The sequence below is a fragment of the Bradyrhizobium sp. CCBAU 051011 genome (assembly GCF_009930815.1).
Lineage (GTDB): Bacteria > Pseudomonadota > Alphaproteobacteria > Rhizobiales > Xanthobacteraceae > Bradyrhizobium.
On the sequence record NZ_CP022222.1, the window covers coordinates 8,301,666 to 8,313,591 of the forward strand.

Annotated in this window: 6 protein-coding genes and 6 pseudogenes; 6 read left to right on the plus strand and 6 right to left on the minus strand. The window is 59.3% G+C overall.

Annotated features, from left to right (window positions below):
* Positions 1–1,204 precede the first annotated feature (1,204 nt).
* The 3 genes and pseudogenes from ACH79_RS45335 to ACH79_RS39065 form a co-directional block, all read left to right on the plus strand.
* A pseudogene (locus tag ACH79_RS45335) lies at positions 1,205–1,378 on the plus strand (transposase); the annotation flags it as partial.
* Positions 1,379–1,548: 170 nt separating this feature from the next.
* Entirely contained in the window at positions 1,549–1,893 is a 345-nt protein-coding gene (gene tnpB / locus ACH79_RS39060; RefSeq protein ID WP_071916490.1) for an IS66 family insertion sequence element accessory protein TnpB, read from the plus strand.
* 74 nt (positions 1,894–1,967) lie between these two features.
* Positions 1,968–3,017, plus strand: a pseudogene (locus ACH79_RS39065) (IS66 family transposase); the annotation flags it as partial.
* 88 nt (positions 3,018–3,105) lie between these two features.
* On the opposite strand, the gene ltrA reads toward ACH79_RS39065, so the two are convergent.
* On the minus strand, positions 3,106–4,347 hold the full coding sequence (ltrA, locus tag ACH79_RS39070; protein WP_161855438.1) for a group II intron reverse transcriptase/maturase: 1,242 nt from the start codon (positions 4,345–4,347) through the stop codon (positions 3,106–3,108).
* 682 nt (positions 4,348–5,029) lie between these two features.
* Between ltrA and ACH79_RS39075 the strand changes: the two are divergent.
* Positions 5,030–5,572: pseudogene (locus tag ACH79_RS39075) on the plus strand (transposase); the annotation flags it as partial.
* Between the two features lie 1,497 nt (positions 5,573–7,069).
* On the opposite strand, the gene dctA reads toward ACH79_RS39075, so the two are convergent.
* The 3 genes from dctA to ACH79_RS44890 form a co-directional block, all read right to left on the minus strand.
* Positions 7,070–8,392: a C4-dicarboxylate transporter DctA gene (dctA, locus tag ACH79_RS39080; RefSeq protein WP_161855568.1), complete on the minus strand. Its 1,323-nt coding sequence runs from the start codon at positions 8,390–8,392 to the stop codon at positions 7,070–7,072.
* 220 nt (positions 8,393–8,612) lie between these two features.
* Positions 8,613–8,948 carry a beta-ketoacyl synthase N-terminal-like domain-containing protein gene (locus ACH79_RS45340; protein ID WP_161855569.1) on the minus strand — a complete coding sequence of 112 codons (336 nt, stop codon included), beginning with the start codon at positions 8,946–8,948 and terminating at the stop codon, positions 8,613–8,615.
* Positions 8,949–9,088: 140 nt separating this feature from the next.
* Positions 9,089–9,214 carry a hypothetical protein gene (locus ACH79_RS44890; protein WP_256380289.1) on the minus strand — a complete coding sequence of 42 codons (126 nt, stop codon included), beginning with the start codon at positions 9,212–9,214 and terminating at the stop codon, positions 9,089–9,091.
* A gap of 364 nt (positions 9,215–9,578) precedes the next feature.
* Between ACH79_RS44890 and ACH79_RS44570 the strand changes: the two are divergent.
* Together ACH79_RS44570 and ACH79_RS44575 are read left to right on the plus strand one after the other, a co-directional pair.
* Positions 9,579–9,833, plus strand: a pseudogene (locus ACH79_RS44570) (DUF736 family protein); the annotation flags it as partial.
* Between the two features lie 134 nt (positions 9,834–9,967).
* Positions 9,968–10,072, plus strand: a pseudogene (locus ACH79_RS44575) (type II toxin-antitoxin system RelB/DinJ family antitoxin); the annotation flags it as partial.
* Positions 10,073–10,823: 751 nt separating this feature from the next.
* On the opposite strand, the gene speD reads toward ACH79_RS44575, so the two are convergent.
* Both speD and ACH79_RS39095 read right to left on the minus strand, forming a co-directional pair.
* Positions 10,824–11,216 carry an adenosylmethionine decarboxylase gene (gene speD, locus ACH79_RS39090; RefSeq protein ID WP_161855570.1) on the minus strand — a complete coding sequence of 131 codons (393 nt, stop codon included), beginning with the start codon at positions 11,214–11,216 and terminating at the stop codon, positions 10,824–10,826.
* A gap of 97 nt (positions 11,217–11,313) precedes the next feature.
* Positions 11,314–11,824, minus strand: a pseudogene (locus tag ACH79_RS39095) (transposase); the annotation flags it as partial.
* Between the last annotated feature and the right edge of the window lie 102 nt (positions 11,825–11,926).

The following is an 11,926-nucleotide window of genomic DNA, read 5'->3' on the forward strand; positions in this document are numbered from 1 at the left end:
CCGGAGGATTCTTTCCTCAAAAAGACCTATTATCGCGTTACCGACAAACCGAGTGCCTCTTCAGGGTTTTGAGCCGTGAGTTCGGTGTTCATTATTGCCTTGCGTGGGGCAGTGTTGGCTTAACGGAGTCGATCATGACCCCAACCACCCCCACTATCCAGGAGTCGTCCGGAGTTCGATTTTCAAGGATCCTCAGTTTTCTCTACGCATCGGCCGCGGACATCGCTTTCTTCGTCACAATTCTATCTCTTGGTGGTTTCGTAAGCTTGCTACTCGCATCGAAGGCGATCGACAGGGGCCGGCAGACATGCACTGAAGCGCTTGCCGTAGAGGGCTCGGATAGCTCGGTTTGCAAGGAATCACAGCGTCATGACGCGCAAGCGCTTCAAAGGCTCCTGGACACAATAAGTGCCGAAGCGCACTGAACGAAGTACTTATGCGCTGCGAGCCCCTTGCTGGTAATATGGTAGCGGCATCCGGCGGGCCGAGGAAGCTATGGCGCGTTGAAGGCTGCCACAGTCTCATTCGTCGGCTGGATGGTCGTGTTCACAAGCACGTTTCTGATCGATCATTTCGAATATTCGGAATACATCAAGTAGCACCCGATCTCGCGAACCGCGCAAGCCAGCGCCTCAGTTCGCACCCCGCTGCACCCCAGATTTGTGCGGCATCTCATCTATCCGGCTTTATCATCGCATCTGAGCCGCGCCCCGCACGAATATCGGTATTTGCTATTGCAGCCGTGATGACCGCTTACATCTTTGTCGATATCTACTCAATCACCAAACAATCTTCTGCGATCAACGCAGTCGGCTGCGCCGCCGAGAGAACCGCCATTCCACTACACCGTGATGTGCGCCTGCCTGGTATCCTTGAGATCTGCCAGCGCATCCACCAGCGGGTTCGCTGCACGGCGTCCATTCGCAGGCATGGAAGAACGATGGGCTTGTCGACCAGGCAATCAAGGCTAGGTCAGAGAGCGACGCGAAGATAGCCTCGATGGGCATTTCGGTCGAGACGAGTTCAGGATGTTCAGATCACTGATCAAGAGCATGGGAAGGGTGTTGGAGGGACGGAAGCGAAGGTAAGCGGCAAGGAAACCCCGTCTGGCGGAGTGGGTAAGCGATCGGCTATCGGCTGCTGAGTTTGTGAGCCGATGTGAGCTTCTATGTCTGCGCCTAGTTCTGGAACTAGAACCTTCCATATGATCGAAGCGGTCGCCGACCGTCTTGAGGGAGCGCCGCGGCAGCTTCGCCGACGCTGGTCGGACGAGTTCAAAGCGCAAGTTGTGACAGAGGCGCTGGAGCCTGGCGCGAGCGTCTCGGCGATCGCCCGCCGGATCGGCATTCACCCGTCGCAGCTGTTCGCCTGGCGCCGTGATGCTCGGGCCGAGCGGCATTATCGCTCGCGGCACTCGAGTTGCGAGGGTGTGGTGGCGTCTGTGGCAGGCACAGTGATTGAGATTGCCATTGGCGAGGTGGTCGTGCGTGCCGGCGTGGACGTCGACGAGGCGCACTTGCAGCGGGTGATCCGGGCGGTGCGTTCGGCATGATTCCCTCGGGTGTGAAGGTGTTCCTCGCCAGCCATCCAGTCGACTTCCGCAAGGGTATCGATGGCCTTGTTGCGCTTGTGCGCGATGCGGGCTCAGATCCGTTCGACGGTGCGCTTTATGTCTTCCGGGCCAAAAGAGCCGACAGAATAAAGATCGTATGGTGGGATGGGTCCGGCGTGTGCCTCTATTTAAAGCGTCTTGAAAAGGCGAAGTTCTGCTGGCCGCGGATCGGGCATCATCGGGTGCAGCTCAACCCGGCGCAGTTGATGGCACTGGTGGATGGGATGGACTGGAAGCGGGTCCGGACCGTGGCGGTCAAGCCGCCGGAGATTGTTGGGTAAAAGCGCTGCGGCGAAGTGAATCAGTGAGCTGAAAGGGCAAGAGAAACGGGGCAAAATGTGCTCTGGTCGGGCCAATGACGCCGCCCGATCTCAACCTCCCGAATGACGTAGAGATGTTGAAAGCCATGGTGCTTGCCATGGCCGAGAAGGCGGCCCGCGCCGATGCTCTGGAGAGCGAAGTCGCCGATCTCAGGGCGCGCAACGCCGATGCCGATGCGCGCATCGAGCGGCTGACGCAGATCCTGAAGGCCTTCGACCGCGCCCGGTTCGGCCGACGATCGGAAAAGCTCGGCTCTGTGAACGGCGACGATGAACAGCGGGCCTTTGTCTTCGAGGAGATCGAGACCGGCATCGCCGCGATCAAGGCCCAGGTCAGCAAGGGCCGTGAGCAAGCGGAAGGCAAGCGTGCACCGCGCCGGCGCAAGGGCTTTGCACCCCATCTGGAACGGATCGAAACCGTCATTGAGCCGGAAGAGCTGGCTAAGCATGCCGGCAAGCAGAAGGTGCTGATCGGCGAGGACGTGTCGGAGCGCCTGGATGTGGTGCCAGCGAAGTTCCGTGTGATCGTCACGCGCCGTCCCAAGTATGCCTTCAAGAACGCGGACGGCGTAATCCAGGCGCCGGCCCCGGCCCATATCATTGAAGGAGGCATTCCGACGGAAGCGCTTCTGGCCCAGATCGCCGTCTCCAAATATGCCGATGGCCAGCCGCTCTACCGGCAGGAGGCCATCTACGCCCGCGACAAGGTCGGGCTCGACCGCCAGCTGATGGCGCAATGGATGGGCAAGCTCGGCTTCGAGCTGGAGATCGTAGCCGACTACATCTTCAGCGAGGTCAAGAAGGCCGAACGGGTCTTTGCCGACGAAACCACCTTGCCGACACTCGCTCCGGGCTCCGGATCGGCGAAGACGGCCTACTTATGGGCCTATGCCAGAGATGACCGAACCTTTGGCCGCAGCGGTCCCCCGATGGTGGCTTATCGCTTCGAAGACAGCCGCTCCGGCGAATGCGCGGTCCGGCATCTCAATGGTTATCGCGGCATCCTGCAGGTGGATGGCTATGCCGCCTATAACAAGTTGGCGCGACCCGATCGCGGCAATGATGGCATCACCTTGGCTGGCTGCCGAGTAGGCGGGGATGTTGCCATCCCCGCCCCTCACAGACCCGGACGAGCGGATTACCCGCATCCGGTTCTTCACGCGTAAGCTTCGCTCACGGAGCGGCATATTGGTGGACGATCTTGGCTGGCGGCAGCGGATGTCGCGCGAGCATGGCCCGGAAGCGTGACCACGGCAGATTGCTGTGGCGGCCACGCCGTGCGAGCCATTTCTTCCATATCCGCGTGAGCTGGTGGTGATACCATCTAATCCGTCGGCCGTTTCCGGAGATGCCGTAGTAGGCGCAGTGCCCCCGGATCACCCGTGACAGATGGGCGTGCTGTTCCCGGAACGGACGATGCAGGTTGAGCCGACACCATTCCGTCACGGAAGCCAGCGCGCGAGCATAACGGTCTTTTGCCGTTATCTGCCGGACCACATTCTTACCCTTCCGCGATTGACCCCACACATGGGTGAAGCCAAGGAAGTTAAACGTGGTCCCCGCCGTCGCAGGATGACGCCCATCAGGGCGTTTGAACCGGAAGTCTACGAAGCGGGTCTTGGTCGGATGGAGTTGAAGTCCGTACCGACTGAGCCGCTTACCCATCACATTCAGCAATCGCTTGCCGGACAGATGGTCCTCGAAGGCGATCACCGCGTCATCAGCGTATCGAACCAGAAGGCACCGCCCCTTGAGCCGCGGTCGTGCCACCTGCTCGAACCATTCATCCAGCACGTAGTGCAGGTAGATGTTTGCAAGCAGTGGCGAGATCACGCCGCCTTGGGGCGTTCCACCAGTCGTGCGGCGCAGGACGCCCTTTTCGAGCACCCCCGCCTTCAGCCATTTGTCGATCATCCTCCGGACGACGCCGTCCGTGACTCGCTGATCGAGGAATCGGCGCAGGTGCGCGTGGTCGATGGTGTCGAAGTATTTCGAGATATCGACGTCCACCACCCAGCGCAGCCCTTGCTCCATGAACCCATTACGTAGCGCGTGCAGGGCCTCATGGGCCGACCGTCCCGGTCGGAAGCCGTACGAGCACGGCAAGAAGTCCGTCTCGTAGATCGGCTCCAGCAGCAGGAGAATCGCCCGCTGCGCCACCTTGTCTTCCAATGTCGGGATACCCAGTGGCCGTTCGGTGCCATCTGCTTTCGGGATATAGTGCCGTCGCACCGGCGGCGCGACGTATCGGCCGGATTTGATGCGCGCCAGGAGATCATCAAGATTGACCTCCAGGTTCGCCTCATAATCGGTCGCCGTCATGCCGTCGATGCCGGGCGCGCCATCCTTGCGCGTCAGGCGATAGGCTTCGAGCATCCATTCACGGTCGATCAGGTGATGCAGCGAGGTCAGCACCCGCTCGGGATGTTTCCTCGCCAGATCGGCTATCCATTGTCGTTTCGTGGACAGGTTTGCAGGACTCAGCGTTCCCTCCCGTGTTTCTCGTCAATGGTCTTAACGCGTGGCGACTCCCTTCCCTCCAGTGGGTCCCGGTAAGCCCAGTTCCCCGCCTTCCTCAGTACTACGAAGCCGCTACGACTTCCCGCTGCGCATGTCCGTCAGCTTATGTCTTCGCCTCCGGATTCCACATGCCTTGGTGTTTCGTGTTCGCATGCGCGCTCCCGATGCCCGCCAAGTCGGGACACCAGGCCTGGAGCGTTGTTGAGGCCGGTGCTCCGCGCCAGCTTTCCATGTGGACACCAACGGGATCTCTCAGGTTTCCTGGTGACCCATCCCGCACCTTTGCCCTGCTCGGAGACCCCGGCCGAACCGATGAGCCTGGCCATAGCGGCTTTCCCGGTGCTGCCCCCGGACCCAACACGGCGAAGGCTTCAGCACGACCATGATTTCGAGGCTTGCCACAGGGCTTTGGTACCCGCTGTCTACGCTTCACGAGCGACGTTGCCGTCACCCATGCAAGACTCGCTTCCGGCTGGCGGGCTCCGCCTTTGCCGGGAGGGCGTCGAACCCTCTGGGTCACGATGAAAGGTTTCAGATCACATTCTTCCTCCTTTCCAGGACTTATCCTGACGCAAGCTGGTCACACAGCAGACGCAAGTTCTACGAGCTGCATGTTGCAGGAAGCTCGAGAGTGGCAACGACGACGGTCGAGCGGATGGCAAAGCTCTGGCAGGTCGAGAAGACCGTGCGCGGTCAAAGCCCCGACGCACGCGTTGCCGCGCGCCAGCAAGCCTCCGCAGCGGTCGTCGCAGATCTCTTCGACCTCTGGCAGCAGAGCTTGCGGCGGATCTCCGGCAAATCAAAACTGGCCGAGGCGATCCGCTATGCCGTCTCGCGCCGTGCCATCTTCGAGCGCTTCCTGACCGATGGTCGCATCGAGCTCGACTCCAACATCGTCGAACGCGCCATCAGGCCACAAACAATTACGAGAAAGAATAGCCTCTTCGCTGGCAGCGACGGCGGCGGGCGAACCTGGGCGACCATCGCAACGCTGCTGCAGACAGCGAAGATGAACAACGTCGATCCGTTCGCCTGGCTCACCCTCACGCTTCAGCGTATCGCCAACGGCTGGCCGAGCAGCGAAATCGACGCGCTTATGCCATGGAACCACGCCGCCTGACGGCCTCAGCTTGCCGCTTACAAGCGAAGGCCTGGTCCCACTCGTGGAGCTCAAGTTCGAGGGGCTTCCGGCTCCGAGCAGGCAGCGTCAACAGCGTTCTTTTCCGAAATGATGCCGCTCGAAAACTAACTTTATCCTGGAGGATGTGTTGAGCGATCTCACGAGGGTCCGCAGGCACTTGGGCGCGGTAAGTGCAGGACCAGTCGAGCCGCATTTCAAGCGCGGCAGGATGAGACGAGAAGGTTCTCAGCCTAAGCGAATGACAATCTAAGAGGTGCTTAGTCGACCTTGAAAGGATTGGCTGAGACGGTTCAACTAGAAGCTAGACGGCACCTATATCGGCGACTTCCTGATCGGGTCTGATCTGAGCCTCGCGCGCGCTTGCGAGAAGGATACGATCCATCCTTGGTCAGTTCGCCGAAATTCCGGACCCCCTTGGATCGCCGAAGTCGCCGCCGGCTCTCCGGAGCGGCCAAGGGCGACGCCGCTGACATCGCTAGGCTTACGAGGCCTCTGCACTCATGACGGCGCTCTGAGGGCTCGACGCTTCACCGGGCGCGATCTGTCGTCAGAACTGAGGCAGGCGCACCACTGTTTGCATCAGAGGATATCGGAAATTGCTGTCACGAACGCGAGCGAAAAGCATCCATCGCGTGGGCCAATAGTATGCCGATACTCAAAAGAACAAGAATCCCGACAAGAGCCGAATACATATGCCATCTCCATCGCTCACTTCCTTTGAACTGCGCGACCGCTTACACGTCAAATTAATTCCTGAGCACGAAGTGGGATCGCAGCCAACTGATGAGTCTAAGCCACACCGGCTAGCTGGCAACATGTGGAACGACCAAAGATAGATGTTGCAAGACCCAGCTGTTCTGTTCAAAACCGACATGATAGGCGTAGCGCGGGTGACCGAAAAACGCGTGTGGCTAATGTGCAGCGGTCGTGGCTTCTGCGTGGGAATGTACGAAACGACCGCTCCGGCCCTTATGCCTGTAGCATCTGCGCGCAAGAATTGGGGCGACCTGATGAACTTCAGGTGCGAGGCGATCTTGATATTTGATCCGCTGAGCTCGCCGTCTGGCGAGGTCCGGATCGATTTGAGCTAACCTCATCACGCGTTAGATTAGTCCGTCCGCGGCTTTGCTCCACGGCTTCTTCAGACCCCCTTCGCGATGGCGTCGTTGCACTTCGAGAACACTTCACCCTCATGCGGTTGGATAGAGGACTTCCACTTTCAAGCAGTCGTTCATACTCGGCACTGATGAGAAGCCGCCCGGCAAGCCGGCGGTTTCTTCCCCTCGTCTCACGGACAACCTTTTAGACGCTATTCCGGGGCGCTCATGAAGCGAGCGAACCGGCAATCCAGAGACGGCGGGAGATTTCCGGGTGCCCAATCGAAATCGGCTGCCGCCGACTTGCGCCACTAAGACCCGCGAATCCGGTTACACCCGAGTTCGACTTGTCCTGGAATGACGGATAGAAATGGGCCGCCTACCCCGCCGTGCTCGAGGTCTCGCCGTGGGTAGGATCGATTTTCGGGTTAAGCCGCGCATGCAGCGTGGCTTGGTTGAGTTCGCCTTCCCACCAGGCCACGAACACCGCGGCAATACCGTTGCCGATGATATTAGTAAGGGCGCGTACCTCGCTCATAAATTTGTCGATCGAGAACACGATTGCCATACCCGGCACCAGCACCGGATTAACCACTGAAAGCGTCGCCGCGAGTGTGATGAAGCCGGCCCCGGTGATACCACTTGCGCCTTTCGAGGTCAGCATCGCCACGACGAGAATGGTCAGCTGCTGGCCGAAGCTGAGATTCACCCCGAGCGCCTGAGCGATAAACAGCGTTGCCAAGGTCATGTAGATGTTGGTGCCATCGAGGTTGAAGGAGTAGCCGGTAGGTACCACGAGGCCGACCACGGGCTTGGAGCAGCCCAGCCGCTCGAGCTTTGTCATCAACTGCGGCAGCGCACTTTCCGAGGACGAGGTGCCGAGCACGAGCAAGAGCTCATCCTTGATATAGGCGATAAACTTGAAGATCGAAAAGCCAACGAAGCGCGCGATCAGGCCGAGCACGACCACCACGAACAGCGCGGCCGTAGCATAGAACAGCGCGACGAGACCGACCAGATTGCCGAGCGCCGCTGGTCCGAACTTACCGATCGTGAATGCCATGGCGCCGAATGCGCCGATCGGCGCTGCCTTCATGATAATGGCGATGACGCCGAACACCGCGTGCGCCGCGTCGTCGATCATGCCACGCAACTTTGCACCGCGCTCACCCAGCGCCATCAGCGAGAAGCCGAACAGGATCGCAAACAAGAGCACCTGCAGGATGTCGCCGCGCGCGAGCGCGCCGACCACGGTGTCGGGAATGATATTGAGAATGAAATCGACGCTTTTCGAGGCTTCCGCCTGCTTCACGTAGTTGGCGACGGCTGCGGCATCAGGCTTGGCCGCAAGGCCGTGGCCGATCTGAAAAAGATTGCCCATCACTAGGCCGAGCACCAAGGCAAAGGTGGAGACGATCTCGAAATAGACCAGCGCCTTGAGGCCGACCCGGCCAACCTTTTTCGCATCCTGGATGTGCGCGATGCCCGAGACTACGGTGCAGAAGATGATCGGCGCGATCACCATCTTTATTAGCTTAATGAAGCCGTCACCGAGCGCCTTGACCCAGTCGTTGGTGGCGAGCGACGGCCACAGCCAACCGACGAGGACGCCAATCAGAATCGCGATCAGCACCTGAACGTAGAGGATTTTGTACCAAGTTCGCGACGCCCGCGCGGGCGCCGCAGTTGCGATGGTGGTCATGACGCTCCTTCCCATACGAACTCGAACACCGAGCCCTCGCGCGTTGAGAGGCGACGGCATCAGACGAGCCTTCCATGCCAGCCGTGTCCGATTGAAGACGGCGATGTCGGAAATCCGACAGCCTGCAGCGTGATTCCAAGGGCAGGCTGGCTGTTACGTGTCTTTTCTCTCGTTAAGCAAGACGCGCACCAAGCGCGAAACCATGCGGCCGTTCGACCCGCTAGACGGTGAACCGAAACTCTCCTGACTGGCTTGGCCGAATGCCAGAACCGTTCGTGCCGTCGAAGGCAGAGGCGTTGTTCAGCGCCAGGCGCAGCTTGCGCTGGCGCAGCACATTGGACGTGGCGTCGAGATCGACGAGCTGCTTGCGGTCGATGTCCTGCTCCGATCGCGCTTTGAAGTCGGCGGCGATCCTGACCTTCAGCTCGTAAAGCTCGGAATTGACAATCTGGCCGATGGCGGAGCGGCTTTCGCGCATCTCTTTCCAGCTGGCGGCGGCGCAGGTGCCTAGGCCGCACAGCCCGCGCATTCCGGTAATGACGACGCGCCTGTTCATTCAGGCCTTCTTAGCGAACAGGCCGTGGACAGCTTGAACCGTGGCGCCGATATGGTTGAGATTTCGACCAGGCATCGTCCGTGTTCGTCTCGATCTGCATGCAGCTGGACTGCTTCAGGTCGTAGGTCAGGTTCGTCAACTCAGCGAATGAGGCCACACAAGGTAAGTTCCGCGGCGAGCGTTATCTCGCCGCCGCCCGCTGCGTATTCCTTGGTTTTGGCGATGATTTCCTTCGCGAGTTCGATCTGCCATTCTGTTGCTTCCATCAGGCGCCTCGACGCCAACGCGACGCCGTTCCTCAGCCGAGCCGCGTCGCGCGACAAAAGAAGTCACGTGATCAGAGCGCGTCAGGTGCTGCTGCCAATGCAACATTCCGCAACATTGGTAAAATTGATTTTTTGGATGGTAAGCATCCACGCTGCGTATGAACTCCTCGCGACAAAACAAGAAAGTCGCACCCTGGCCGTCCCTCTACTGGGTCCCGGCCCCTTTCGGGATGCGGGTAACCGCCCCCGGTTTGTGGCCAGCCATCGAGGCCGCGATGGGCGTAGCCTTGAAAACTGAAAAAAGGACACGACAAAGGCGACCGTCGGCACCTTCACCTCGAACGGCAACGGCTTTTCCGGCCCGATTCGCACCTCGCTCTCAGCGCCGGCCAAGCTGGTCCGCGTCGAGACCCCCTCCGAAGGGCCGCACTTCTGAATCTTCGGGCCTAGTGTCAAGCTAGGCGCCCCCTAGGCAGAAGACCGCCAAGGACACGGAGCGTGACTATCTCTCGGTCAAGCTGACGATCCGAGCTCCCGGCTTCGATCTACGCAACCCTGATCGAGGTGCAAGGAGGACAGGGAAGGCCTCCACCCCATCTGGTCACGCCGCTGCCTGGACCGGGGGCCCGCAGCATCGGCTTCGCCGAAAAGGCGCGGGTTTGGCCGCCGTGCTTACCCCGCTCACGAGGCTATGACGTCTCTGGCGCACGTCATTAAAAATGCATTACCTAGCCGCGCATAGAGGAGTTCGCTATGGCTTCGAATGCTCTCGTCCAGACCCGACTCGATGCGGACGTAAAGGAAAAGGCCACCGCGGTGCGGATTCTGCTAACACGCACGGCTAACAAACGGATGCTTCTGCCGAAGCCCGTGAGCAACAGCCACCGGATGCAGTTGCGACGTTCAGTACAGGGTGCGCCGGCATTCGGATGAAAGTCACTGGGTGCGGGCGCTTGGCACGACCATCACTTACGATAGCTGGTTCGTGAGAAGGACTGGCGGATACCCGGTCCAATCTCGATTATTCCAAGTTCGATGCGCATTTCGCGCAATGATGCGACACCCGCTCAACTGACTGAGGAAGCACGTTTAATAGGAGCATTTCCTGGTTTCGACTCGTTTGTTGAAGAAAGACCTTGTTGAGCTACTTCTATGCGTCGGACAATATCTGATTCAGACACACACTCATTGCAGAGAAATTCGATCGAAGCATGTTCAGCCCGGATCGTGCTTGATCAATTCGGTCGCGTGAAGAGCGGCTGGATCAAATCGGTCAAAGGGTTTGAGACGCGACTGATCAGCCTTGGATCAGAAATCCGATCGATCCATGGCGAAGGATCGTCGAAATTTGTCGTGGCTGATGAACGTGTTTCGATAATTGTTGACCTGGATCGTGATCTTCTACTCCGCGCTGTCGACCCGTCGGATGCGGACCCACTAGCTAGAACGAAAGCGGAGTCTCATAGCGGTGAGTGCTCGGAGCCTCGCGGTTAAGCTGTGATACGAGATGTTAGCCCAAGATGTTTTTCGATTGCGGCAGTGAGTTCGATACCCTCACCCGGGCGGTCGGAAACAAGGCCGGCTATTCCAAGAAGATCGACCATCTGCTTCAACGCGTCGGCTTGATTGACACACCTCTCCGGAAGCTGCGAACGTCAGACTGTTCGGGCTGAAACGCCTCAACTAGAACTGGCACGGCGCTCGCAGGATCGCTGTTGCCACATGCGAAGACATCAGCGGCCGCGTAGCACCTCTCAGGCCAAGTATGTAAGGTAATGTGCGATTCAGCCAACAAGGCGATTGCGGAGACGCCGTGACCCGGACAAAACTTGTGAACGTGAAGGTGGAGTAATGTCGCCCTCGCGGCACGGGTGGCTTTTCGGATTGCGTCTTCTGCAATGGCCGGATCGTCGAGGTTCTTCGCTCCCCATAGCTCGATGAGCATATGCGTCGCACCGGTGGACAGAGCCGGTGGGGCTTCCTTCTCGTTATCATTAGTCATTAAGAACTCCATTGAATTATCGGCCCAGTAAGCTGAGCTATTCGGGATTTAGGTGACGAGGTAATCAGGCGCTTGGTTTGCCGGCGCTTGGATGCCCTCAAATGCCGTCGCTGAATCTGACAACTGCGACGACCTTCGGCGACTGATTTATGCCGTTGAGCCGCCGCCAAGTCCTTGCTGCGGCGATCACCAGCTTGAACACCATCGGCCTGGCGGTGGTTGGCGAGAAGGAGCCCTTCGTCCGCACCATCCTGTATCGCCCCGTGGCGAACAAGCTCTCGATGAGATTGGTGGTGGAGCGCAAGTGATCCCAATGTTCGGCAAGAAAATCGTAGAAGGCCAGTAGTGCGTCGCGATCCTTGACCAGGCATTCGATCGCCCGGCCGTACTTGGCCCAATACTTCTCGGGGAAGACGTCGATCGCCGCTTCGGCGGACGCTCGGTTCGCGCCCAACAGACCTCGCGCAAATCCTTCTTCATAGTGGCCTGCGCAGAGAGTGGACCTTGTCCAGGACGTTCACAGTCTTGTGCATCCAGCATCGCTGGTGGCGTGTGCCGGGAAAGACCTCGTCGAGCGCCTTGTGGAAGTCGAGCGCGCCGTCGCCGACATTGGCCACACTCATTGTTATTGATGACGTCGCCTTGATTGTTTTGCCAAGCCACGCCTTGCTTGAGGTAGGCCAGCGTGTGGCCATGCGCGCCAAAAGCGT